This is a genomic window from Brevundimonas sp. (assembly GCF_035626535.1).
In the GTDB taxonomy this organism is placed as follows: Bacteria; Pseudomonadota; Alphaproteobacteria; order Caulobacterales; family Caulobacteraceae; genus Brevundimonas.
In genome coordinates, this window is record NZ_DASPNO010000059.1 from 1 (window position 1) to 21,802 (window position 21,802).

General features: G+C 69.9%; 25 protein-coding genes. 13 read left to right on the forward strand and 12 right to left on the reverse strand.

Annotated features, from left to right (window positions below; all coding sequences use genetic code 11):
* Positions 1–297: 297 nt before the first annotated feature.
* Together VEC04_RS09090 and VEC04_RS09095 are read right to left on the reverse strand one after the other, a co-directional pair.
* On the reverse strand, positions 298–1,650 hold the full coding sequence (locus VEC04_RS09090; protein WP_324776029.1) for an amidohydrolase family protein: 1,353 nt from the start codon (positions 1,648–1,650) through the stop codon (positions 298–300).
* Entirely contained in the window at positions 1,650–3,146 is a 1,497-nt protein-coding gene (locus tag VEC04_RS09095) for an amidohydrolase (RefSeq protein ID WP_324776031.1), read from the reverse strand. The genes VEC04_RS09090 and VEC04_RS09095 overlap by 1 nt, the downstream gene beginning before the upstream one ends.
* Before the next feature lie 652 nt (positions 3,147–3,798).
* Between VEC04_RS09095 and VEC04_RS09100 the strand changes: the two genes are divergently transcribed.
* Positions 3,799–4,149 carry a metalloregulator ArsR/SmtB family transcription factor gene (locus VEC04_RS09100; RefSeq protein ID WP_324776033.1) on the forward strand — a complete coding sequence of 117 codons (351 nt, stop codon included), beginning with the start codon at positions 3,799–3,801 and terminating at the stop codon, positions 4,147–4,149.
* The gene (locus VEC04_RS09105) at positions 4,142–4,615 is read left to right on the forward strand and encodes an SRPBCC family protein (RefSeq protein ID WP_324776035.1); all 474 of its coding nucleotides are present in this window, start codon (positions 4,142–4,144) and stop codon (positions 4,613–4,615) included. Before VEC04_RS09100 ends, VEC04_RS09105 begins: the two co-directional genes overlap by 8 nt.
* Positions 4,616–4,674: 59 nt before the next feature.
* Here the strand turns inward: VEC04_RS09105 and VEC04_RS09110 are convergent, their stop codons facing one another.
* Both VEC04_RS09110 and VEC04_RS09115 read right to left on the reverse strand, forming a co-directional pair.
* Positions 4,675–5,604 (reverse strand): electron transfer flavoprotein subunit alpha/FixB family protein, encoded by a 930-nt coding sequence (locus tag VEC04_RS09110; protein WP_324776037.1) that lies wholly within the window; start codon positions 5,602–5,604, stop codon positions 4,675–4,677.
* Positions 5,604–6,368: an electron transfer flavoprotein subunit beta/FixA family protein gene (locus VEC04_RS09115; protein WP_324776039.1), complete on the reverse strand. Its 765-nt coding sequence runs from the start codon at positions 6,366–6,368 to the stop codon at positions 5,604–5,606. The genes VEC04_RS09110 and VEC04_RS09115 overlap by 1 nt, the downstream gene beginning before the upstream one ends.
* Positions 6,369–6,492: 124 nt before the next feature.
* On the opposite strand from VEC04_RS09115, the gene VEC04_RS09120 reads away from it, so the two are divergent.
* Positions 6,493–6,825, forward strand: coding sequence for a hypothetical protein (locus tag VEC04_RS09120; RefSeq protein WP_324776041.1), 333 nt, complete (start codon positions 6,493–6,495; stop codon positions 6,823–6,825).
* A 1-nt stretch (position 6,826) separates the two neighbouring features.
* Here VEC04_RS09120 and VEC04_RS09125 read toward each other — a convergent pair whose 3' ends face one another.
* The 4 genes from VEC04_RS09125 to ahcY all read right to left on the reverse strand — a co-directional run bounded on the left by VEC04_RS09125 (position 6,827) and on the right by ahcY (position 10,097).
* Positions 6,827–7,399, reverse strand: coding sequence for a cob(I)yrinic acid a,c-diamide adenosyltransferase (locus VEC04_RS09125; RefSeq protein ID WP_324776138.1), 573 nt, complete (start codon positions 7,397–7,399; stop codon positions 6,827–6,829).
* A gap of 5 nt (positions 7,400–7,404) precedes the next feature.
* Positions 7,405–7,608 (reverse strand): twin transmembrane helix small protein, encoded by a 204-nt coding sequence (locus tag VEC04_RS09130; protein WP_324776042.1) that lies wholly within the window; start codon positions 7,606–7,608, stop codon positions 7,405–7,407.
* Between the two features lie 9 nt (positions 7,609–7,617).
* Positions 7,618–8,604 carry a bifunctional helix-turn-helix transcriptional regulator/GNAT family N-acetyltransferase gene (locus tag VEC04_RS09135; RefSeq protein WP_324776044.1) on the reverse strand — a complete coding sequence of 329 codons (987 nt, stop codon included), beginning with the start codon at positions 8,602–8,604 and terminating at the stop codon, positions 7,618–7,620.
* A gap of 101 nt (positions 8,605–8,705) precedes the next feature.
* Positions 8,706–10,097, reverse strand: a complete 1,392-nt coding sequence (ahcY, locus tag VEC04_RS09140) for an adenosylhomocysteinase (protein ID WP_324776046.1) — start codon at positions 10,095–10,097, stop codon at positions 8,706–8,708.
* A gap of 174 nt (positions 10,098–10,271) precedes the next feature.
* Between ahcY and VEC04_RS09145 the strand changes: the two genes are divergently transcribed.
* From VEC04_RS09145 to VEC04_RS09175, 7 genes are all read left to right on the forward strand, one after another.
* Entirely contained in the window at positions 10,272–11,207 is a 936-nt protein-coding gene (locus VEC04_RS09145) for a pepsin/retropepsin-like aspartic protease family protein (protein WP_324776049.1), read from the forward strand.
* Between the two features lie 48 nt (positions 11,208–11,255).
* Entirely contained in the window at positions 11,256–12,251 is a 996-nt protein-coding gene (bioB, locus tag VEC04_RS09150) for a biotin synthase BioB (protein WP_324776051.1), read from the forward strand.
* Positions 12,248–12,889: a hypothetical protein gene (locus tag VEC04_RS09155; RefSeq protein WP_324776053.1), complete on the forward strand. Its 642-nt coding sequence runs from the start codon at positions 12,248–12,250 to the stop codon at positions 12,887–12,889. The genes bioB and VEC04_RS09155 overlap by 4 nt, the downstream gene beginning before the upstream one ends.
* A gap of 24 nt (positions 12,890–12,913) precedes the next feature.
* Entirely contained in the window at positions 12,914–13,291 is a 378-nt protein-coding gene (locus VEC04_RS09160; RefSeq protein ID WP_324776055.1) for a Tat pathway signal protein, read from the forward strand.
* 143 nt (positions 13,292–13,434) lie between these two features.
* Complete coding sequence (locus tag VEC04_RS09165; protein WP_324776057.1) at positions 13,435–14,196, forward strand: transporter; 762 nt, start codon at positions 13,435–13,437, stop codon at positions 14,194–14,196.
* Positions 14,197–14,266: 70 nt separating this feature from the next.
* Entirely contained in the window at positions 14,267–14,851 is a 585-nt protein-coding gene (locus VEC04_RS09170; RefSeq protein WP_324776059.1) for a hypothetical protein, read from the forward strand.
* A 168-nt stretch (positions 14,852–15,019) separates the two neighbouring features.
* A complete protein-coding gene (locus tag VEC04_RS09175) occupies positions 15,020–16,297 on the forward strand; it encodes a hypothetical protein (protein ID WP_324776060.1) in 1,278 nt (425 codons plus the stop codon).
* An 18-nt stretch (positions 16,298–16,315) separates the two neighbouring features.
* On the opposite strand, the gene VEC04_RS09180 is transcribed toward VEC04_RS09175, so the two are convergent.
* The gene (locus VEC04_RS09180; protein ID WP_324776062.1) at positions 16,316–17,290 is read right to left on the reverse strand and encodes an ABC transporter ATP-binding protein; all 975 of its coding nucleotides are present in this window, start codon (positions 17,288–17,290) and stop codon (positions 16,316–16,318) included.
* A 163-nt stretch (positions 17,291–17,453) separates the two neighbouring features.
* Here VEC04_RS09180 and VEC04_RS09185 point away from each other — a divergent pair, with 163 nt between their 5' ends.
* The 3 genes from VEC04_RS09185 to cobT all read left to right on the forward strand — a co-directional run bounded on the left by VEC04_RS09185 (position 17,454) and on the right by cobT (position 19,904).
* Positions 17,454–17,708, forward strand: coding sequence for a hypothetical protein (locus VEC04_RS09185; protein WP_324776064.1), 255 nt, complete (start codon positions 17,454–17,456; stop codon positions 17,706–17,708).
* A 62-nt stretch (positions 17,709–17,770) separates the two neighbouring features.
* Positions 17,771–18,010, forward strand: coding sequence for a zinc-finger domain-containing protein (locus tag VEC04_RS09190; protein ID WP_324776066.1), 240 nt, complete (start codon positions 17,771–17,773; stop codon positions 18,008–18,010).
* A 22-nt stretch (positions 18,011–18,032) separates the two neighbouring features.
* The gene (gene cobT, locus VEC04_RS09195) at positions 18,033–19,904 is read left to right on the forward strand and encodes a cobaltochelatase subunit CobT (protein WP_324776068.1); all 1,872 of its coding nucleotides are present in this window, start codon (positions 18,033–18,035) and stop codon (positions 19,902–19,904) included.
* Positions 19,905–19,987: 83 nt separating this feature from the next.
* Here the strand turns inward: cobT and VEC04_RS09200 are convergent, their stop codons facing one another.
* From VEC04_RS09200 to VEC04_RS09210, 3 genes are read right to left on the reverse strand one after another with little or no spacing between them, the layout of a single operon-like run.
* On the reverse strand, positions 19,988–20,578 hold the full coding sequence (locus VEC04_RS09200) for a demethoxyubiquinone hydroxylase family protein (RefSeq protein WP_324776070.1): 591 nt from the start codon (positions 20,576–20,578) through the stop codon (positions 19,988–19,990).
* Entirely contained in the window at positions 20,556–21,089 is a 534-nt protein-coding gene (locus VEC04_RS09205) for a disulfide bond formation protein B (RefSeq protein ID WP_324776072.1), read from the reverse strand. Before VEC04_RS09205 ends, VEC04_RS09200 begins: the two co-directional genes overlap by 23 nt.
* 52 nt (positions 21,090–21,141) lie before the next feature.
* Positions 21,142–21,717, reverse strand: a complete 576-nt coding sequence (locus VEC04_RS09210) for a YqaA family protein (RefSeq protein ID WP_324776074.1) — start codon at positions 21,715–21,717, stop codon at positions 21,142–21,144.
* Positions 21,718–21,802 lie beyond the last annotated feature (85 nt).

Sequence of the window (21,802 nt, forward strand, 5' to 3'; positions counted from 1 at the left end):
ATCCATCGACCTCCGCGAGGACCCCCGGACTCTCCATCGCCCGGGCTTCATCGCTCGACCACAGCCCGCCGCCATCGAGAACGTGGATCCGACGCCCTCCCCGTCCGACGGGATGGGACCAGTATGGGCGCGGTTTCTCCCAGGCGCGTTCGTGACGCTGGACCGGAGGTGATGTCGTTCGGAAACAGCGGGTTGGCCGCGGAAAGTATGCGGACAGACGGCGGATTTGCAGCGCAGTAATGGCCGAGTGGCGTTCACCTCCCCATTCGCCTGACACGAATGGGGAGGTGAATCGGATCAGCGGCTGTACGCCGGCGGCATGGGGCCTTCGCCGCCGCGGGCGTAGCGGTCGCGCAGCAAGAACTGGCGGCTGGTCGGGGCCTGTTCCTGGCCGTTGACGAAGATGGTCTCGGCGATGCTGAGGGGCTCGAGCGGGTCGCCGGACCAGACCACGACGTCGGCGGCGGCGCCGGGGCGCAATTCGCCGAACTGACCGGCCATGCCGAAGATGCGGGCCGGATTGACCGTGATCGCCTCGATCGCCGACTCGTACGACAGGCCGTGCGAAACGGCGTTCCCGGCGTTGTAGCGGGTCTCGCGGGCGCGGTGGATCGAGCCCTCGTTGCCCTTGATGGCGATGGTCACGCCGGCGGCGTCGAGCACGGCGGCATTCTGCATCCGCGTCGCGCGGGTCTCGATGCTGCCCGGCAGGTTGGAGATCGGATTGAGCAGCACCGGCACGCCGGCGTCGGCGATCTGGTCGGCGACCAGCCAGCCCTCCTCGGCCCCGTCGAGAATGATCTTCACGCCTTCCTCGCGGGCGAGCCGCAGGACCTGCAGGATGTCGGCGGCGCGATGCACGGTCACGATCAGCGGCATGGTCCCGTTGGATACCGGGATCAGGGCCTCGAGATCGGCCCGCGACAGGGACAGGTCGCGCAGTCCGGCGCGGTCGTAGGCGGCGCGGTTGCGGGCGTAGAGGCGGACCTCGGCGAGGGTTTCCTTGAACTGGACGAACTCGGCCCCGCGGGCCCCGCCGGCGACGCCGGCCCCGGCCTCGCCGAACGGCGCGACCATGGCCACGCGCGGCTTGACGAGGATGTCGGTCCCCTCGGCGAGATGGATGATGGCCGCCTGACCGGCGAACAGGCTGGGCGACTGGAAGCCGCCGTCGCCGACGCCCGCGAAGTCGCTGTCGTCCTGGTGGTTGTGACCGCCCGAGCCGCCCGGATGATTGGGGACGACGATGGCGCGGGTGATGCCGCCGAGACGGGCCACCGGCAGGGTGAAGGACCACGGATCGAGGCCGTAGGAGACGTCGAACGAGGCGCTGATGGAGTTGGCGCCGTTGGTCAGGTCGTCGGAGTCGCCGACCGACGAGATCTCCGAACCGCCAAGGCCGGAGTCGACGGCCACGAAGCCGGGCGCGACGACCTTGCCGCGAGCGTCGATGACGCGGGCGCCCGAGGGGGCGGCGCCGGTCCCGACCGAGACGACGCGGCCGTTCTGGATGACGACGGTCCCGTTCTCGATCACCGAGGCGCCGGTGAGGACGCGGCCACCGGTGATAGCGGTGAGCTCCTGGGCGAGGGCGGGGCCGGCGAGGACGGCGACCGAAGCGGCCGCGAGGATGAGGGTCCTGAGGCGCATCAGCGGGCTCCCTGCGTCACGTTGGCGGCGGAAACGCCGTAGCCGGGCTGGCCGAGCTCGAAGTCGGAGACCGGCTGGTAGGCGGGGTTGAAGCGGTCGAAGGCCAGGCCGCCGTCGATGAAGACCTGGTCGGCCCGGGCGTAGACGCTGAACGGATTGGCGCTCCAGATGACCACGTCGGCGCGCTTGCCGGCTTCCAGCGAGCCGGTCTGGTCGGCGATGCCGAGCGACTTCGCCGGATTGAGGGTGATCCAGCCGATGGCCCGCTCTTCAGGGATGGCCATGCCGATGCGGCGGCCGGCGGCGAGGGCCGCGGCGGCTTCCTGGTTGAGGCGCTGGGTCAGTTCGGCGTCGTCCGAGTGGATGACGGCGCAGCCGCCGGGCGGGGCGTCGACGAGGGCGACGTTCGCCTCGACCCCGTCGAGGGCCTCCATCTTGAAGCCCCACCAGCCGGTCCACATGTCGGCGCAGATGCCCTCGCGGGCCAGCAACGGCGCGACCTTGTAGGCCTCGACCGCATGGTGGAAGGCGGTGATGCGGTAGCCGAACTCCCTGGCGATATCGATCATCACCGCCATCTCGTCGGCGCGGTAGCAGTGGTTCTGGATCAGCACCGAACCGTCGAGGACCCCGACGAGGGTCTCCAGCTCGAGGTTGCGGGTCGGGGGCGAACCCTCGCCGTCCTCGCGCCACTTTTCCCATTTGGCCTTGTACTCGCGGGCGGCGATGAAGGCGGCGCGGTAGCCGGCGACATTGCCCATGCCGGTGGCCGGCGAGGAGTTGCGACCGCCGTAGACGCGGCTGGGGTTCTCGCCGCAGGCCATCTTCAGCCCGTAGGGGGCGCCGGGCATCTTCATGCCCTGCATGGTCACCGACGGGACGTTGCGGACGGTGACGCCGCGGCCGCCGAACAGGTTGGCCGAGCCCGGCAGGATCTGGAGGGTGGTGACGCCGCCGGCGCGGGCGGCGTTGAAGCCGGGGTCCTGCGGCCAGATGGAGTGTTCGGCCCAGACCTCGGCGGTGTTGGGCTGGGTCGCCTCGTTGCCGTCGCTCATGCCCTGTACGCCCGGCGACGGATAGACGCCGAGGTGGCTGTGGGTGTCGATGATGCCGGGAGTGACGAAGCGGCCGGCGGCGTCGACGCGGCGGTGGCCGGCCGGGATCGGGGTCGAGGCCCCGCCGACGGCGGCGACCCGGCCGTCGGTGACGATGACCACGCCGTTCTCGATGCGCCGGCCGGCCCCGTCGAACACTGTGCCACCCAGGATGGCCATGTTCTCGCGCGGCAGGCCGCGATAGGTCGAGGGGAAGGGATCGGGGTTGGCGGCGTAGTCGAGCCCGCGGGCGAGGGGCTCGCGCGCCTCGGCGTCGGAGGAGCCGTCCGCGGCGGGCGTATCGTCGCCGGCGGTGGTGGCGCAGGCGGACAGGGCCATGGCGCCGGCGAGCACGCAGGCGAGGGCGGCGAGGCTGGGGCCCCGCAGGCGGTTGACGGTCATCGGACGCTCCCCTGATGCGCCGGCGGCGCAGAACGAGGGGGGATTACAAGAGGCTTGGCGCTGATCCGTCAAAGGCGGAAACATTACAAGTCGGTAAGGCGGCTCTCGTCTGATCGGCCGAGTCGTCCGAGCAGCCAGTACAGCAGGAAGAGTTCCGACGCCGCCAGTACGTGGCCGACCACGAGCGAAGCCTTGAATTCCCGATCGATCGGAATGAGCCAGATCGCTGTGGCGTGGCGAGCGCGGCGAGGACGAGAATCCACCAGAAGCCTGCCCTGTGGCTGTGCGCCCAACGCTCCTCGGCCGCGGTCCACAAGACCGCCGTGACCACAGAGGCCAGGAACGCCTTCTCCGGGCTGGAGAAGAAATCCACGATCGCGAACACGGGGATGATCACGGCGATTGCTTTGAGGATTTCCCGAAGCTTGCCGCGTCTCTCCGTTGGGTCGATCGCCTTCATGACTCCCAGCCTACCTCACGGGACAAACGCCGGAAACTGTACGATCCGGGCAGGCGGGCGCGCCGGGGGTGAGGCGGACGGGGAGGCTGGCCATGGGAATGGGAGATCAGGGCGGCACCTGAATTTCAACGGCCCGTTCCTTTCTTCGCCGCCCCTTGCCTGCCGCCCCTCCGCGCGCTAACACTGCACCAAATGGTTCAGTATTCGACATCCCGCCTCAGCGATTCCTTCTCCGCCCTTTCGGACGCCACCCGCCGTGGGGTTCTGGAGCAGCTCGGACAGTCGGACGCCTCGATCACGGAGCTGGCCGACAGGTTTCACATGACTCTCACGGGCATGAAGAAGCACGTCGGCGTGCTGGAGCAGGCCGGGCTCGTCGAGACGGAGAAGGTCGGGCGGGTGCGGACCTGCAGGCTCGGCCTGCGCAGGCTGGAGGAAGAGGCGGCCTGGATCGAGACCTATCGTCAGCTCTGGGCGGCGCGCTTCGACGCGCTGGACGGGGTTATCGAGGACCTCAAACGCAAGGAAACACGCGATGCCTGACCGCACCACCATCGAACGGACCTCCGGGCGCGAGCTCGTCGTCACGCGAACCTTCGACGCCCCCGCCCGCATCGTGTTCGAGGCGTGGACGAAGCCCGAGCTGATGAAGCGCTGGTGGGCGCCGAAGTCGATCGGCGTGCCCCTGCGTTCGTGCGAGATGGACGTTCGGACCGGGGGCGGCTACCGCCTCGAGTTCGGACACGACGCCTCGGAGTCCATGGCGTTCGTCGGCAGGTATCTCGAAGTGACCCCGCCCTCGCGCCTCGTCTGGACGAACGAGGAGAGCGAGGACGGCGCCGTGACCACGGTGACCTTCGAGGAACGGGACGGCCGGACGCTCCTGACGGTCCACGAGCTCTACCCCTCGAAGGAGGCTCTCGAGGCCGGTCACGGGGCGGAGGAAGGGATGCCGGAACAGTTCGAACAGCTGGACGAGCTGCTGGTCGCCCTGAGCGCAAGCGTGTGAACGGGAAAGGGCGCGGGCCCGAAGGCGCCGCGCCCGTCTCGTTCCGGGTTGACGGAACCCTACCCCAGCGCCTTCATCAGCTCCGGGACGGCGGTCTTGTAGTCGGCGACCCAGCCGAAGTCGGCGACCTGGAAAATCGGGGCGTCGGCGTCCTTGTTGATGGCGACGATGATCTTCGAGTCCTTCATGCCGGCGAGGTGCTGGATGGCGCCCGAGATGCCGATGGCGATGTAGAGGGCCGGGGCGACGACCTTGCCGGTCTGGCCGACCTGGTAGTCGTTGGGGGCGTAGCCGGCGTCGACCGCGGCGCGCGAGGCCCCGACGGCGGCGCCCAGCCGGTCGGCCAGCGGGTCCATGACGGCGTGGAACTCTTCCGCCGAGCCCATGGCGCGGCCGCCGGAGACGACGATCTTGGCGGCGCCGAGCTCGGGGCGGTCGGACTTGACCATCTCTTCGCTGACGAAGGCCGACCTGCCGGCGTCGGCGCCCGCGACGGTCTCGATGGAGGCGGAGCCGCCCTCGCCGGCCGCGTCGAAGGCGGTCGGGCGGACGGTGATGACCTTCTTGGCGTCGGAGGTCTGGATCGTCTCCAGGGCGTTGCCGGCGTAGATCGGGCGCACGAACGTATCGGCGCTGACGACCTCGACGATGTCGGAGATCGGGGCGACGTCCAGTTTCGCGGCGATGCGCGGCATGGAGTTCTTTCCGTCCATGCTGGCCGGGGCGAGGAAGCCGTCGTAGCCGGACGCCAGACCCATGACCGTGGCCTCGACGGCTTCGGCCAGCTGGTGACCCAGGGCGGCGGATTCGGCGAGCAGGACCTTGCGCACGCCGGCGATCTTCGCGGCGCTGTCAGCGGCGGCTTTCGCCCCCTGCCCGACGACGAGGACGTCGACGTCGCCGCCCAGCTTCGAAGCGGCGGTGACGGTCTTGTGGGTGGTCTCGCGGACGGTGGAGCCGTCGTGGTCGGCGATGACGAGAACGGCCATTACAGGACCCCCGCGGTCTTGAGTTTGGCGACCAGATCGGCCGCGTCGGTGACCTTGACGCCGGCGCCGCGCTTGGGCGGCTCCGTGACCTTCGTCACCTTCAGGCGGGGCGCAACGTCGACGCCGTAATCGGCGACCGCCTTCATGGCGATCTCCTTCTTCTTGGCCTTCATGATGTTGGGCAGGGAGGCGTAGCGCGGCGTGTTGAGGCGCAGGTCGACGGTGACCACGGCCGGCAGGGTCGCGGCGAGGGTCTGGAGACCGCCGTCAACCTCGCGGGTGACAGTCGCCTTGCCGGCCCCGATGACGATCTTCGAGGCGAAGGTGGCCTGCGGCCAGTCGAGCAGGGCGGCGAGCATCTGGCCGACCGCGTTGTTGTCGCCGTCGATCGACTGCTTGCCCATCAGGACGAGGTCGGGCTTCTCCTCGTCGACCACGGCCTTGAGCAGCTTGGCGACGGCGAGGGGCTCGAGGTCGGCGTCGGACTGGATCAGCAGGCCGCGGTCGGCGCCCATGGCAAGGGCGGTGCGGATGGTCTCCTGGGCCTGGGCAGCGCCGATGGAGACGACCACGATCTCGTCGGCCGTGCCGGCGGCGTGGTGCTCCTTGCCTTCCTTCATGCGCACGGCCTCCTCGACGGCGATTTCGTCGAACGGGTTCATGCTCATCTTGACGTTGGCCAGATCGACGCCGGTCTGGTCCGCCTTGACGCGGGCCTTGACGTTGGAGTCGATCACCCGTTTGACGGGGACGAGTACCTTCATTGCGCTGTCCATGAGATCGCCGGAATGTGCGGGCAGGGAATGGAACGCCTGCCCCGGCCTGTCAACGTAACGCCGCGTCAACGGGCCTGCGGCCCGGTGTCCGGATCAGAAACGGAAGAGAGCGATGCATCGCCTGCTGACCATGAAGCGCCTGAGCGTGCTGTTCCTGGCGACCTTCGCCGTGCTTGTGGGCGGGGTGTTCGCCTACCAGTCCCTGGTCGTCGCGCCGGGCGAGCGCTGCGAGGCCGACGGCGGATGGTGGGACCCGGAGCGCGGAATCTGCGGCACGCCGATCTCGATCGCCGAGATCACCGGCCGGCCGAACGGGCAGAGCCGGGCCGAAGCCTCGGACGCCAAGAACCGCGAACTGATCGAACTGGAGGACCGGCTCGACGCGGCCAGGGCCGCGCGGGACGCCGAGGTGGAGCGCCAGCGCGAGGCCCTCGCCGGCCGTTAGGTCAGCGGGTCGCGCCGGGAGTCCATTTGACGTCGTCGGCGCCATTGGCGTTGGCCCGGCGGGCGGCCACGAACAGATGGTCCGACAGCCGGTTCAGATAGCGGAGGGCGACTGGCGAAAGCTCGCAGCCCGCCTCGCGGGCCCGGATCGCGTCGCGCTCGGCGCGCCGGCAGACAGTGCGGGCCAGATGCAGATGCGCCGACAGGGCGGAGCCGCCGGGCAGGATGAAGCTGTCGAGGGCCCCAAGGCTCTCGTTCATCCAGTCGATCTCGGATTCGAGCCGCTCGACCTGGCTGTCGAGGATGCGCAGGGCCTCCCATTTGGGCGGCGGATCGTGCGGGGTGGCGAGGTCGGCGCCGAGGTCGAACAGCTCGTTCTGGATGCGGCCCAGCATGGCGTCGATGCGGTCGTTCTGGCCGGCGTGGAGGCGGGCCACGCCGATGACGGCGTTCAGTTCGTCAACGGCCCCGTAGGCCTCGACCCGGGGGTCGGTCTTGGACACCGGTGCGCCGGAGGCCAGCCGCGTCTCGCCGCCGTCGCCGGTCTTCGTATAGATGCGGTTCAGCACCACCATCCGGTTCAGCCCCCGTGCGTGGACTTCCACCACATGCCGGTGACCAGCAGCACGACCGCGAGGGCCTGCAGGGCGACCCGCAGGCGCATCAGTTTGTTGGAGCGCGAGCGTGCCTCCGGGCCGGTCTGGTAGAGCGAGCGGATGCCGAAGGCGAGGGTGATCGCCACCGCGATGATGGCCAGGATGATGAGAATGTCGAAGGCGTTCATGGCCGCACTCTAGGCGGCGGGCGACGGCGAAGCCAGTAGCGGGCCCCGGTACAGCATGGCGACATCACAGCGCGCATAGCGGCTTCCGAACTCGGCCATGATCCCGGCATCGTGCTCGAAGCCGGCCTTTTCGTAGAGGTGGATGGCGGGGGCGCATTTGCGATTGGTGAGCAGGTAGAGCCGGGTCGCGCCCAGATCCATCGCGCGGCGGATCGTGGCGTGGAGCAGGAACTCGCCGGCCTTGCGTCCGCGCGCGCTTTCGAGGACGCCCATCTTGGTCAGTTCGAACTGGTCCGGTCCGGTCTTCTGCAGCGCGCACGCCCCGACGACGCCGAGGTCGCCGGCGCGGACGAACAGGATGTCTCCACCCGGCTCGAGAATCTTCCGGCGCGGGTTCTCCAGCACCTCGCGGTCGGTGGGCTCGAGGACGAACATCGTCTCGATCCAGCGGGCGTTGATGTCATGGAAGGCGCCGGCGAGTTCGTCCGAGAAGGGCAGGATCTCGAGCCCGGCGCGGACCGGCTCCAACGCCCGGCGGTCGAGGGACTTGCGGTCGAGGGCCGCCTCGACCGCGTCGATCCGGCTGGTCAGCCGGGGGTCGATCTCGGCGCACAGCTCGACCACCGCCCGCTCGACATGGGGCCAGACCTCGCGCCGGGACCGGTCCATCAACTCGCGGCCGTGATCGGTCAGGGACACGACCTTGCGGCGGCGGTCGGCGCCCGGGGCGTCCGTGGCGATCAGTCCGGCGTCGGCCAGACGGGCGAGGTTGCGGGTCACCCCGGGCTGGCTGACGCCGGTCGCCAGCACGAGGTCGCCGACGGACATCGGCCCATGGCGGTCGAGGGCCGCCAGCAGGGGATACTGGGCCGGCTGGATCGGCAGGCCGGCATGCTCGACGACGCGCGCCACCTCGGCCTGCATCCGTTCCCCCAAGCGCTTGAGGCGGCTTCCGAGGAACAGGTGGGGGCTCTGGCGAACAACATCCTCGATCATGACAACGCTCTGCATATCAAGTTATATAACTTGATATATATCGGGTGGAGCATACGGCGCAAGCGGGCGGCGGACAATCGCCGTCCGTCCGTCGCCCGTGGTCAGTAGCGGTAGTGGTCCGGCTTGAAGGGACCCTCGATGGGGACCGAGATGTAGTCCGCCTGCTCGGGCTTCAGCGTGGTGAGCTTCGCGCCCAGCTTGTCGAGGTGCAGGCGGGCGACCTTCTCGTCGAGATGCTTGGGCAGGACGTAGACCTGGTTCTGGTACTGCGCCTTGTTGGTCCACAGCTCGATCTGGGCCAGCGTCTGGTTGGTAAAGCTGGCGCTCATCACGAAGGACGGATGGCCGGTGGCGTTGCCGAGGTTCACCAGACGGCCTTCCGACAGCAGGATGATCTTCTTGCCGTCCGGAAACTCGATGTGGTGGACCTGCGGCTTGATCTCGTCCCACTTGAAGTTCTTCAGGCCTGCGACCTGAATCTCCGAGTCGAAGTGGCCGATGTTGCAGACGATGGCGTTGTTCTTCATCGCCCGCATGTGGTCGACGGTGATGACGTCCTTGTTGCCCGTGGCGGTGACGAAGATGTCGGCCTTGCCGGCGACGTCCTCGAGGGTCTGGACCTCATAGCCTTCCATGGCGGCCTGCAGGGCGCAGATCGGATCGATCTCGGTGACCACCACCCGGGCTCCGCCCTGGCGCAGCGAGGCGGCCGAGCCCTTGCCGACATCACCGTAGCCGCAGACCACGGCGACCTTGCCGGACAGCATAACGTCGGTGCCGCGGCGGATGGCGTCGACGAGCGATTCCCGGCAGCCGTAGAGGTTGTCGAACTTGGACTTGGTGACGCTGTCGTTGACGTTGATGGCGGGGAACGGCAACTCGCCCCGCTCGGCCATCTGGTAGAGGCGGTGCACGCCGGTGGTGGTCTCTTCGGAGACGCCGCCGATGGCGTCGCGGATGGCCGAATAGAAGCCGGGCTTCTCCTTCAGATACCGCTTCATCACCGCGTAGAGGGCCTCCTCCTCCTCGTTCTGCGGATTGTTCAGGACCGAGGGGTCCTTCTCCGCCTTGGGTCCGAGCACGCACAGCAGGGTGGCGTCGCCACCGTCGTCGAGGATCAGGTTCGGATAGCCGCCGTCCGCCCATTCAAAGATCCTGTGGGCGTAATCCCAGTACTCGACCAAGGTCTCGCCCTTGACCGCGAACACCGGCGTGCCGTTGGCGGCGATGGCGGCCGCGGCGTGGTCCTGGGTCGAGAAGATGTTGCACGAGGCCCAGCGCACCTCGGCGCCCAGCGCCTCCAGCGTCTGGATCAGCACCGCCGTCTGGATGGTCATGTGCAGCGAGCCCGCGATGCGCGCGCCCTTCAGCGGTTTCGCCGCGCCGTATTCCGCCCGCAGCGCCATCAGGCCCGGCATTTCGGTCTCGGCGATGGCGATTTCCTTCTCGCCGTAGGCGGCGAGCGACAGGTCGCGGACGATGTAGTCGGTCATGAAAGCCTCTGGAAAACCGCTGGCGCGTCTGGGATCGGGCGCCGCTATAGCCCGCCGGCCGATCAGGGGCAATGAACATATAAGGATATCCTTATATGAAGCTTCGGACAGAAACGGGCTACCGGCTCGCGGACCGCCGGTTTCCATGCCACCATCCGCCCGGGGAGGAGCGTGATGACGGCAGACGGACTCAGTCGACGCGTCCTGGGCGGCGCCCTGCTCGGGGCGCTGGCCGCGCCCGGCCTTGTGCTGGCGCAGGAGCCGCGGGTCGACGAGTTCCGCGCCGACCAGACGACGGACCGGGTGCGCCGCTCGACCGTGCCGGTCTTCATCAACGATCAGGGACCGTTCAGTTTCGCCGTCGACACGGCGGCCAGCGCCTCCGTCGTCGCCAGCGATCTGGTGGAGCGGCTGGGGATCGCGCCGGCGGGCGAAGTGGACATGCACACGGTGATCGGACTGGAGCGCGTCCCCGCGGTCCGGGCGCGCACCCTGTCGAGCGGATCGCTGTCGGTGGGCGAGGCGCGGATGGCGGTCGGCTCCCGCCCCGGCCTGATCGGACTGGACGGTCTGCTCGGGCTCGATCTGCTGGCCGAGCAGCGGCTGGTGATGCGCTTTCGCGGCGGAGGCCGGTCGTCGATCAGCCGGTCGCGGCCCGATCCAGACCAGTTCCTCGGCGTGGTGCGGCCTCGGGTGCGGTTCCAGCCGCCGCGCGGGGGCGGCGCGGAGTTGATGGTGGTCAACGCCCTGGTTCGCGGCCAGGCGGTGCAGGCCGTGGTCGACACCGGGGCACAGGTCACGCTGATCAACCCGGCCCTCGCCGAGGCCGCTGGCGCCCGGCCGTTCCAGAGCCGCGCGGCCTCGACCGGCAATGCGCTGGTGCAGTCGCCGACGGGGCGGGCGGCGCTGGCGCAGGCCATGGTCGTGTCGGCGGTGCATTTCGACGAACTGGTGCTGGACCGGCTGGCCGTGCTGATGGGCGACTTCCACATCTTCCGGCTGCTGGGGCTGGAGAATACGCCCGCGATGCTGATGGGCGTCGACGTGCTGGGCGTGTTCCAGCGGGTGGTGATCGACCTGAAGCGGGGCGAGATCATCATGGACGTCTAGGGGCGCGCGGGGTTGCGATAGCGCGCGGCCTGCGTCAGGGAAGCGGCCATGACGCGCGATCTGTCCGTTCCCCGACACGACTGGACCCTGGAAGAGGTCGAGGCCCTGTTCGCCCGGCCCTTCATGGAATTGGTCTTCGAGGCCGCGACCGTGCACCGGCGCTGGTTCGATCCCTCCGAGGTGCAAAAGAGCCAGCTGCTGTCGATCAAGACCGGCGGCTGCGCCGAGAACTGCGGCTACTGCTCGCAATCGGCCAGTTTCCAGACCGGGCTGAAGGCCGAGAAGCTGATGGACGCGCAGGCGGTGCTGGCCGAGGCCATGGCGGCGAAGGCGGGCGGGGCCAGCCGCTTCTGCATGGGGGCGGCGTGGCGCGAGCTGAAGGACCGCGACACGCCGAAGCTGGCGACGATGATCGCCGGGGTGAAGGCGCTCGGGCTGGAGACCTGCGCCACGCTGGGGATGCTGACGGCCGATCAGGCGCGGCAGCTGAAGGCGGCCGGGCTGGATTATTACAACCACAACCTCGACACCGGGCCGGACTACTACGCCGAGGTGGTGACGACGCGGACCTATCAGGACCGGCTGGATACGCTGGCCCATGTACGCGAGGCGGGGATGAGCACCTGCTGCGGCGGCATCGTCGGCATGGGGGAGAGCCGGCGCGACCGGGCGGGGCTGCTGCACGCCCTGGCCACCCTGCCCGAGCACCCCGACAGTCTGCCGGTCAATGCGCTTGTGCCGGTGACCGGAACCCCGCTTGGCGACCGCGTGAAGCGGGAGGGCGAGATCGATCCGATCGAATTCGTGCGGACGGTGGCGGTGGCGCGGCTGGTCTGCCCCAGGGCCATGGTGCGGCTGTCGGCCGGGCGCGAGACGATGAGCCCGGAGATGCAGGCGCTGTGCTTCCTCGCCGGGGCCAACTCCATCTTCGTCGGCGGCAAGCTGCTGACCACCCCGAACCCGGAACAGGACGAGGATGCGGCGCTGTTCACCCTGCTGGACCTGAAGCCGATGGAGCCGAAGGCGGTCGGGGTGGCGGCGTGAAGGGTTTCCGGCGCCTCGGTCTGGCGGCGTGTGTCGCCGTCGCCGCCTGCACGTCGGAGCCATCGAGGGACGCGGCTCCGGCCACCGGCTCGACGCCGCTGGAAGTCAGGCCCGCCACGATCAAATCGCCGGGGGGAACGATGAGCGTGGTCTACGGCGGCGAGAGCGACCCGACCCTGCTGCTGAGCGCGGGCTTCCTGCGGCGCAGCCCGGTCGGAGAGGTCAGGGCCGCGTCCCGGCTCTCGTGGTCGCCCGACTCCGAACGGTTTTTCGTCAATGACTCCGGCAACGCCGCGTGGAGCACCTTCCGGCTGTGGACGGTGGACGCCCGGGCGCAGGCGGAGGAGACCTCGACGATCCGCGAGGCGGCCATCGCCGAACTGGGCCGGCGGAACGGGTGCGCCAGCCTGCCGGAGCCGGACGCCACGACCCGCGGCATGGGCTGGTCGCCGGACGGCTCGCGCGTCTATGTGCTGGCCCAGGTCCGGCGGCAGACGGGCGGCTGCGTCTGGACCGGCGTGGACAACGTCGTCGTGGCCGCCGACGTGGAGACGGGGCGGCTGGTCGAGGTCGCCGAGGGAGACGAGGCGCGACGGCGCTGGCCGACCCTGCCATGGGGACCCGTAACCGGGCCTTAAACCGTGCATGGCAGGTTCGCCGGCATGGATCGTCGCGCCCTACCTGGACTGAAGGACACCGCCCGCAAGACCGGCGGCGGCGGCGGTGGCGCGCCGCAGAACAGCTATCTGCGTCTGCCGACCATCACCGCCAATGTGATGCGTTCCGGCGGACGGCGCGGCGTGATGACGGTCGAAACCGGGCTGGACACGCCCGACGCGGCGCTGCGGGAGCGGGTGGCGCAGTCCGCGCCGCGGCTGAGGGCCGCCTATGCGGCGGTGGTGCAGACGGCGGCGAACAGCCTGCTGCCCGGCGCGCCGCCGGACGTGGAGCGGCTGGTGGCCCAGCTGCAGGCCGCCACGGACCGGACGCTGGGCCGCAGAGGCGCGCGGCTGCTGATCGGGACGGTGATGGTGGTCTAGGGTCGAGACGGCGGTCGCAGGGGCCTCCGGCGACACCCCCTCGCCCATCCCTCCGACATTGTTCGCCCATGCTCACCTGCCGGCGAGCAACCGAAAGCCCACTGCGGGATTAAGGCGACGGTTAAACATCGCGGAATCTCATCGTGGCCAAATCACATCTCGTCGCAACCGCCGCTGCGGTCCTCATCCTCATCCCGTCGGCAGCCGTGGCCCAGGTCACGTGGGAGCCGTCCATCGGCGTCGACTATTCGAAAGGCTCGTACGGCGCGGCCGAGGACACGGAAGTCCTCTACGCCCCGCTCGGTTTACGGGCCACGACGCCACGCTGGCGCTTCGAGGCCGCCGTGCCCTACCTGCGGGTCAAGGGGCCGGCCGGAGCCGTGGTCGGCGGGGTCGTCATTCCCGGAGCGGGGCCCGTCACCACGCGCTCGGGGCTCGGCGACGTGACGATGTCCGCGACCTATCAGCTGGTCGAGCCCGTCGCGGGGCGGACCCAGTGGGAGCTGGGCGCAGGTGTCAAGCTGCCGACGGCCGACGAGGATCTGGGCACGGGCGAAACCGACTACAATGTTCAGCTCGGAGTCCGGCAGCCGTTGAGCGACAGCTTCACCCTGACGGGCAGTATCGGGTACCAGTGGCTGGGCGATCCGGCGGCCTTCGAGCTCGAGGACGGGCCGACGGCGATGGTGGGCGTGAACTACGCCTCCCATCCGCGCGCCAATTTCGGCGTTCAGGCGACGTACCGCTCCGCCTATCTGGACGGTTTCGACGAGCAGCTGATGATCAACCCCTATTTCCGGATCGACTCGCAGGGAGGCTGGGCGCTGACCGGCTACGGGACCGTGGGCCTGACCGACAGCACCCCCGACCTGGGCGTGGGGCTGATCGTGGGACGCGTCTTCTAGCTGAGCCGGAGGAACCCCTCAACGCGGCGGGGGGTTTAGAGGGGCGAGGGGGAAGCAAAGGAATTACAAGATGAAACTCGTACTCTTTCTCTCCGCGGCCGCTACTGCTCTTGCGAGCGCCGCTTCCGCCCAGGTCGTTCCGAGCGTGCCGGTTGTCCGGACGCCGCCCGTTCAGGTTCCCCGGGTGAGCACCCCGCCGGTGACGGTGCCGTCTGTCCGGACCCCCGCGGTCAGCGTTCCGTCGGTCAGCACGCCGCCGGCCTCGATCCCCTCCGTCGCCCCGCCGTCCGTCACCCCGCCGAACGCGTCGGCGAGCGCCCGTGTCGACGGTTCGGCTTCGGTCAGTGCCGGCGGAACCGGCGCGAACGGCAGCGGCTCGGCCGATGGGGACGTCGACACCGCCCTGCGCCGCGCCTCCGCCACGGCGGGCGGCGCTGCTGACGCCCGGGCCACCACCGCCGAGCTGAACCGCCGCAGCCTCCGGGACGCGCAGTCCGGATCAGGTGAGACTCGCTCGGCCGCCGGCAACCAGAGCAGCGGCGACACGTCCGGAAGCGCCGGGGCCGCCCCGGAGGGCCGGGACCGCGATACCGGCACCGAGAGCGGCCGTGAGGGGCCCCGGCGCTTGCAGCAAAACGAAGTCAGCCCCGACTGACCCCACGGCCAGCGCCGTCGAATGGGGTCGCCGCCGGCGGCCCCATTTTCGTTTGCGGTGGACCCGGAGCCCCGGACTTCGCCCGTCGTCGGCGTCACCACGCCGGATCCGACATTGCCAAGACCGGGAGGTTGAGACAGCCTCGGCCCATCGACCGAGGAGCTCCCCGTGAAAAAGCTGCTCTGCCTGCTGTCCGGCCTGATCCTGTTCTTCGGCGGCGCCACGCCGGTGCGGGCCGATCCCGTCGACGAGATCGCCCTCGACTACGCCGAACTGGCGCTGGGCGCCCAACTCCTCCAATCCCCGAACGTCGAGGTGGATATGGGCCTCGCCGAACAGCTGGCCGGCGCCAAGGCGGAAGCCCGCACATCCGCTCAGATCGGAGAGGCGGCTGAAGCGCTGATCGGCCGGCTGGATGCGCTGGTTCCGACAGATGATGCAGTGGCGGATATGCGCCGCCGATCGCTGCGCGCTCGCCTGGCCGCTCTGGACCTGCGCGTCCGGCCGCCGGCTGAACCGCTGGACGTCGCGGAGGAGGTCCAGCGGCGGTTCGGGTTCACGCCGCAGTTCCCGGCGCTCGCGGACTACGACGCGACCCTGGCCGGTCTCGAGGCCACCATGCCCGGCGAAGGAACGCTGCCGGAACGGATCGCGGCGATGCGGCGGTCGGCCGCCGTCCCGGCGGACAGGATCGAAGCCGTGTTTCACGCCGCCCTGGCAGAGTGCCGACGCCGGACCGCCGCCCATGCGCCGCTCGAACCGGAGACGGTCGAGGTGGAGTTCGTCGACGACGACCTCACGCCCGCGCAGACGATGTACCGCGGAAACGGCCGCAGCGTCGTCCGGATCAGCCGGGTCATACCGACAGACGTCGACCGGCTGCTGCAGAACGCCTGTCATGAGGTCTATCCGGGCCATCACGTCCACCTCCTCACCCTGGACAGGGCCCTGTACCGGGCCAGGGGGTGGTCTGAATGGGGGGCGGCGATCGACAGCGAACCCGTCTTCCCGGTCGCCGAGGCGATCGCCGAACATGGCGTCTACCTGGCCTTCCCGGTTGAGGAGCGCATCGCCTTCCAGCGGGACGTGTTGTACCCCCTCGCCGGTCTGACGATGCAGGACGAAGAGCAATGGCGGGCCTATCTGACGGCGCGGCCGCGGCTGCTGGGATCGACGGCCACGATCACCCGGGACTTCCTGACCGGCGCGATCGACGAGGAGACCGCGCGGGCCTTGCTGGTCAAATACCGGCTTCAGACGCCGGAGGCGGCGCAGCAGACCATCCGGATGATCTCCGCCTTCGGCTCGTTCCTGATCGCCTCGGACTTCGGCTGGTACGCGGTGGAACAGGTCATGCGCGGCAGGTCGCCCGAGGAACAGTGGGCCCTCATCCGGCGGATGCAGAGCGAGCCGATGCTGCTTTCCGACGTGCTCGCCCTGCGCTGACTCCCGGCAAGGCCTCCGTCAGTCCCTCGTCGGATCCCCCTGCCCGGCGTCGCCGTAGGTCAGGGCGAGGAAGACGTCTTCCAGATCGGGATCCTCGGTGGAGATGTCGGCGATGGTGACGCCGGCGGCGCGGACGGCGGCGAGGACCTGCTCCACCGACGACTGGCCCTTCTTGTAGCTGACCGCGAAGGCGCCGTTCGGGCGGGGGGTGACCTCGAAACCCGGCAGGGCGGGCGCGCCGGCGAGTTCGCCCTCGGGGCTGACCACCACGTTGCGCGTATCGAGGCGGCGCAGCAGCTGCGGCGTCGGCTCGCACGCCACCACCTCACCGCGGTTCATGATGGCGATGGTGTCGCAGAGCTCCTGCGCCTCCTCCAGATAGTGGGTGGTCAGCAGGATGGTGACGCCCTCGGCGTTGATGCGGCGGACGTACTCCCAGAGCTGGCGGCGCAGCTCGACGTCGACGCCGGCGGTGGGTTCGTCGAGGATCAGGATGGGCGGATTGTGCACCAGGGCCTTGGCCACCATCAGGCGGCGCTTCATACCGCCGGACAGGGTGCGGACATAGGCGTGGGCCTTGTCGGTCAAGCCGAGGGCGGCCAGCAGCTCGTCGGAGCGGCGCTCATGGGCCGGCACGCCGTAGAAGCCGGCCTGGACCTCGAGCGCCTCGCGGGGGGTGAAGAAGACGTCGGCGACGATCTCCTGCGGCACCACGCCGAGCGCGGCGCGGGCGTCGCGCGGCTGGCGGTCGATGTCGCGGCCCCAGATCGAGGCGGAGCCGCCGGTCTTGTTGACCACCCCGGCGAGGATGTTGATCAGGGTCGACTTGCCGGCGCCGTTGGGGCCGAGCAGGCCGAACATCGAGCCGCGCGGGATGATCAGGTCGACGCCGCGCAGGGCGGTCTTGGGCGGCGCCTTCTTCGAACCGGCGTAGGTCTTCTCCAGCCCGCGGACCTCGATGGCGTTGGCGGGGAGCGGGTCGTGGGCGATCATCGGCGGCTTTCAGGCGGAGCGGTTCGCCTAGGTAGGCGCGCGACCCGCCGCGGCCAAGCCCTCGCTTGAGCGGGAAGGCATCGTGTCAACGGTGCTTGACACAATCGGGCGTGATGTCTAGCATCCTTGTCATTATGGACAGTTTGCTTGACGGAGTAATGGAATGTCCCGGACCAAATTGATCGGCTGGACGGCCTTCGGGTTTTGCGTGCTCGGCTACGGCGCCTTCACGGCGATCCTCGTGCTGAACCGGATGGGCGAGCTGGGGACGCGCGACCTGCTGGTCTTCGGCGGACCGGCTGCGGTGATCGGAGAGATCGGCCTGTGGGTGGCGGCGGGCTGCCTCGGCTGGACCATCTTCCGGCGGCGCAAGGCCCTGTTCGACCGGATGTTCAACCGCAAGCCCCGCGAGGTTTGACGACGGCGGGCTTGCCGCCTAGGGAGTCCGCCGACGCGCCCTCCCAGTCCCAAAGGTCGATCATGCCGCCCCGCCACCCCGATGCGATCATCCCGCCGCCGGAAGAGATCGTGGTCTCGACGAAGCGCGTGGCCTGCGACGGCGGCGGCGGCGCCCTGGGCCATCCGCTGGTCTATATGGACATGGGCGATGACGACCACGTCGAGTGCGGCTACTGCGACCGGCGCTTCGTGCTGTCGCCGCGGCCCAAGCCGGAGAGCGAATATTTCAGCCCCGCCGCCCGGCCGCCCGACGCGCACTGAGGCGAAAGGCTGACCGGACGCCATGGCCTCCGCCGAGACACCCGCCGAAATCTTCAAGCGCGCGCTGGCCCATGCGGCGCGGGCGCTGGCGGAGCAGTCGGAGCTGGAGGTGCTGTTCGGCTCGGACGGACCGAAGCTGGCCGACGGCGTCCTGACCCTGCCCCATCCGCCGCGCGACCCCGCCGGCCCCGAGAGCGCGGCGCTGCGCGGACAGGCCGACCGGCTGGCCCTGCGACTGGCCAATCACGACGAGGGGCTGCACGCCCGGCTGCGGCCCGTCGACAGCCGGGCGGCCGACGTCTTCGAGGCGGTCGAGCAGGCGCGGGTCGAGGCGGTCGGCTCGCAATCTCTGGCGGGGGTGCGGGCCAACATGAACGCGGCGCTGCTGACGCGGCTGGAGCGGTCGGGGGCGCTGCGGGTCACGGAGGCCGAGCGCGTGCCGGCCGCCGAGGCGGTGGCCCTGCTGGTGCGCGAACGGCTGACCGGCCAGCGGGCCCCGGACGGGGCGGGCGCCCTGCTCGATCTGGTGCGCGGCGACCTGGAGCGCCGGGCCGGAACGAAGATCGACGCCCTGACCGAGGTGGCGGGCAACCAGACGGTCTTCGCGGCGCGGCTGAAGGAGGTTCTGCGCGCGCTGGACCTCGATCCGGGCGACGGACGCGGCGACGACGCCTCGGACGACAAGGGCGACGAGGAGCCCGATCCGCAGGAGCCGGACGCCTCCGACGAGCAGGATGACGAGGACGACGCCGGCGGCGGCGAGGGCCAGTCGATGGACGGCTCGACCGACGACCAGACCGCCGGCCAGGAACGCGACGCTCGCCCCGACGGCGCCCCGGCCGATCCGGACGGCGACGCCTCGGACGAGGGGCCGGAGATCAATGAGGGGGCCCTGCCCAACCGGCAGGAGGTCGGCGACGACGGCCGACCGATCGACGCCTACCGCGTCTTCACCACCGCCCACGACGAGGTCATCGACGCGGCCGACCTGTGCGACCCCAACGAGCTGGAGCGGCTGCGGTCGCTGCTGGACCAGCAGCTGACGGCGCTGTCGTCGGTGGTGGCGCGGCTGGCCAACAAGCTGCAACGGCGGCTGATGGCGCAGCAGAACCGCAGCTGGGCCTTCGACCTCGAGGAGGGTGTGCTGGACACCGCCCGGCTGACGCGGATCATCACCGACCCGACCAGCCCGCTGAGCTTCAAGGCCGAAAGCGAGAGCCCGTTCCGGGACACGGTGGTGACCCTGCTGCTGGACAACTCCGGCTCGATGCGCGGGCGACCGATCATGGTGGCGGCAGTGTGCGCCGACATCCTGGCGCGAACGCTGGAGCGCTGCGGGGTCAAGGTCGAGATTCTCGGCTTCACCACCCGGGCGTGGAAGGGCGGCCAGGCCCGCGAGGCGTGGATCAGCGCCGGCAAGCCGGCCAATCCCGGGCGGCTGAACGACCTGAGGCACATCATCTACAAGTCGGCCGACGCGCCGTGGCGTCGGGCCAAGAAGAACCTCGGCCTGATGATGCGCGAGGGGCTGCTGAAGGAGAACATCGACGGCGAGGCGCTGACCTGGGCGCACGAGCGGCTGCTGGGCCGGCCCGAAGCGCGGCAGATCCTGATGGTCATCTCGGACGGCTCGCCCGTCGACGACTCGACCCAGTCGGCGAACGCCGCCCTCTATCTGGACAAGCATTTGCGGCAGGTGATCGCCGAGATCGAAAACCGCTCGGCGGTCGAGCTGATCGCCATCGGCATCGGCCACGACGTGACCCGCTGGTACCGCCGGGCGGTGACCATCGTCGACGTCGAGCAGCTGGGGGGCGTCATGATCGAGAAGCTGGCCGAGCTCTTCGACAGCGAGCCCAAGGCGGCGCCGAAGCGGCGGCGAAAGGCGGCCTGACCGGCCATCGCCCGGTCAATGACAGGGCGGCGCGGCGCCGCCGCGAAGGACGGTCGCCAGCAGGCCCCGCCGCCGGCGTCCGCTCAGACCCGCTCGCTGATCTTGATGGCGGCGCGGCAGCCGGCCTTGATCACCGCGCTGAGCAGGCCGTAGCCGGGCGCCTCGCGGCTGCCGTGGTCGACGGCGTGGTCATGGTGGGCCAGTTCCTCTTCGCGGAATTTCGACAGCTCGGCGGCCAGCTCGGGGTCGCGGTCCGCCAGTTCCGAAATCTGCTCGGCGTAGTGTTCCTCGATGACGCTTTCGACCGCCTCGGTGCAGGCGTGGGCGGCCTTCTCGCCCAGCAGGGCGGTGCCGGCGCCGAGACCCAGGGCGGCGAGGCGCCAGACCGGAGTCATGAGCGTGGGTCGCACCCGTTCGGCGTTGAGCAGGGCGTCGAAACGGGCGAGATGGACGGCCTCCTGCGCCTGCATCTCTCTCATGTCGGCGGCGATGGCGTCCTTGCCGGCGCGACCCTCGAAGACGGCGCGCTGGGCGCGATAGATGTGGACGGCGGCGTATTCGCCCGCGTGGTCGACGCGGAGGATTTCAGCGCGGCGGCGGCGGCCGGCGCCCCGGCCCGGGTGGGCCAGACGAACCGGCCTTGCGGCGGCGTCAGGGGCGGGGCGCACGGGCATCCTTGGGCCTCTTGGCGGCGAACAGGCTGAACACCGCAAGCGCGATCGAGATCAGCGCGTTCCATCCTGCCATGCTGAGACCGAGGAAGCGCCACGTCACCGCGTCGCAGTAGACCGGCGGCTCGATCTGGGCCGTGCCCATGGCCAGGGCCGCGAGGCCTTCGAGGCTGACGTCGCCGCCGCCCATGCAGGCGGCCGGCAGCTCCCACCAGCCGTTCTCGCCGCCCATGTGGAAGACCGCCGCGACGGCGCCGGTGGTGAAGACCACCGCCAGCAGGAAGGCGGCGATGCGCGGCGTGCCGCGGCTGCCCCGGCTGATCACGTGCCACAGGGTGGCGGTCAGGGCGATGGCGACCGCGCCCCAGTAGACCTCGCGCTGCTTGAGGCAGAGATTGCAGGGCGCGAGACCGCCGAAACGCTCGAACGCATGCGCCGCGCCGAGCAGCGCCAGCGAGGCGGCGAGGGCGAAGGCGGTCCACCACCGCGTCAGGAGTCGATAAAGGCCTCTCATCGGACCCCGTTCATAGCCGGGCCGGAGGGCGGCGTCGATGCGGCTCGCCCGGTCAGAGAAGCTTCACCGCGACGATGGCGCCGACCAGCAACACGATGCCGATGATGCTCCACATGGCCAGCCGCTTCTCGACCTGGGCCAGCATGGCCGGTCCCCAGCGGCGCAGCACCCAGGCCTCGAGGAAGAAGCGGGCGCCGCGGGTGACCACGGAGGCGGCAACGAACACCGGGAAGCTGAAGGCCGCGAGCCCGGAGGCGATGGTCACCAGCTTGTAGGGCACGGGCGTCAGCCCCTTGATCAGGATCACCGCCAGGCCCCACCGGTCGAACCAGTGCTGGAACTCGGCGAGACCGTCGGAATGGCCCAGCAGATTCATCAGCCACAGGCCGACGTCGGTCAGATAATAGCCGATGGCGTAGCCGAGAATGCCGCCCAGAACGGAGGCGACGGTGCAGACGAAGGCGTAGAAATAGGCCTTGTCGGGCCGCGCCAGGATCATCGGCGCCAGCATCACGTCGGGAGGAACGGGGAAGATCGAGCTCTCTGCGAAGGAGATGACGGCGAGGGCCGGCGTGGCGTGCCGGTGTCGGGCCAGAGAGAAGACCCAGTCGTAAAGCTTGCGGAACATTCGATCCCCGACGGAAGCCCCGCGGGGCGCCTGAACCTTCGGCTCTAGCAGGCGTCGCCGCCCGGCGCACCTGCCGAAACAGGGC

What these genes read in the sequence shown, in the direction of transcription:
- VEC04_RS09090 (WP_324776029.1), bottom strand. Translation starts at nt 1,650, where the DNA reads ATGCGCCTCAGGACCCTCATCCTCGCGGCCGCTTCGGTCGCCGTCCTC.
- VEC04_RS09095 (WP_324776031.1), bottom strand. Translation starts at nt 3,146, where the DNA reads ATGACCGTCAACCGCCTGCGGGGCCCCAGCCTCGCCGCCCTCGCCTGC.
- VEC04_RS09100 (WP_324776033.1), top strand. Translation starts at nt 3,799, where the DNA reads ATGGTTCAGTATTCGACATCCCGCCTCAGCGATTCCTTCTCCGCCCTT.
- VEC04_RS09105 (WP_324776035.1), top strand. Translation starts at nt 4,142, where the DNA reads ATGCCTGACCGCACCACCATCGAACGGACCTCCGGGCGCGAGCTCGTC.
- VEC04_RS09110 (WP_324776037.1), bottom strand. Translation starts at nt 5,604, where the DNA reads ATGGCCGTTCTCGTCATCGCCGACCACGACGGCTCCACCGTCCGCGAG.
- VEC04_RS09115 (WP_324776039.1), bottom strand. Translation starts at nt 6,368, where the DNA reads ATGAAGGTACTCGTCCCCGTCAAACGGGTGATCGACTCCAACGTCAAG.
- VEC04_RS09120 (WP_324776041.1), top strand. Translation starts at nt 6,493, where the DNA reads ATGCATCGCCTGCTGACCATGAAGCGCCTGAGCGTGCTGTTCCTGGCG.
- VEC04_RS09125 (WP_324776138.1), bottom strand. Translation starts at nt 7,399, where the DNA reads ATGGTGGTGCTGAACCGCATCTATACGAAGACCGGCGACGGCGGCGAG.
- VEC04_RS09130 (WP_324776042.1), bottom strand. Translation starts at nt 7,608, where the DNA reads ATGAACGCCTTCGACATTCTCATCATCCTGGCCATCATCGCGGTGGCG.
- VEC04_RS09135 (WP_324776044.1), bottom strand. Translation starts at nt 8,604, where the DNA reads ATGATCGAGGATGTTGTTCGCCAGAGCCCCCACCTGTTCCTCGGAAGC.
- ahcY (WP_324776046.1), bottom strand. Translation starts at nt 10,097, where the DNA reads ATGACCGACTACATCGTCCGCGACCTGTCGCTCGCCGCCTACGGCGAG.
- VEC04_RS09145 (WP_324776049.1), top strand. Translation starts at nt 10,272, where the DNA reads ATGACGGCAGACGGACTCAGTCGACGCGTCCTGGGCGGCGCCCTGCTC.
- bioB (WP_324776051.1), top strand. Translation starts at nt 11,256, where the DNA reads ATGACGCGCGATCTGTCCGTTCCCCGACACGACTGGACCCTGGAAGAG.
- VEC04_RS09160 (WP_324776055.1), top strand. Translation starts at nt 12,914, where the DNA reads ATGGATCGTCGCGCCCTACCTGGACTGAAGGACACCGCCCGCAAGACC.
- VEC04_RS09170 (WP_324776059.1), top strand. Translation starts at nt 14,267, where the DNA reads ATGAAACTCGTACTCTTTCTCTCCGCGGCCGCTACTGCTCTTGCGAGC.
- VEC04_RS09180 (WP_324776062.1), bottom strand. Translation starts at nt 17,290, where the DNA reads ATGATCGCCCACGACCCGCTCCCCGCCAACGCCATCGAGGTCCGCGGG.
- VEC04_RS09185 (WP_324776064.1), top strand. Translation starts at nt 17,454, where the DNA reads ATGTCCCGGACCAAATTGATCGGCTGGACGGCCTTCGGGTTTTGCGTG.
- VEC04_RS09190 (WP_324776066.1), top strand. Translation starts at nt 17,771, where the DNA reads ATGCCGCCCCGCCACCCCGATGCGATCATCCCGCCGCCGGAAGAGATC.
- cobT (WP_324776068.1), top strand. Translation starts at nt 18,033, where the DNA reads ATGGCCTCCGCCGAGACACCCGCCGAAATCTTCAAGCGCGCGCTGGCC.
- VEC04_RS09200 (WP_324776070.1), bottom strand. Translation starts at nt 20,578, where the DNA reads ATGCCCGTGCGCCCCGCCCCTGACGCCGCCGCAAGGCCGGTTCGTCTG.
- VEC04_RS09205 (WP_324776072.1), bottom strand. Translation starts at nt 21,089, where the DNA reads ATGAGAGGCCTTTATCGACTCCTGACGCGGTGGTGGACCGCCTTCGCC.
- VEC04_RS09210 (WP_324776074.1), bottom strand. Translation starts at nt 21,717, where the DNA reads ATGTTCCGCAAGCTTTACGACTGGGTCTTCTCTCTGGCCCGACACCGG.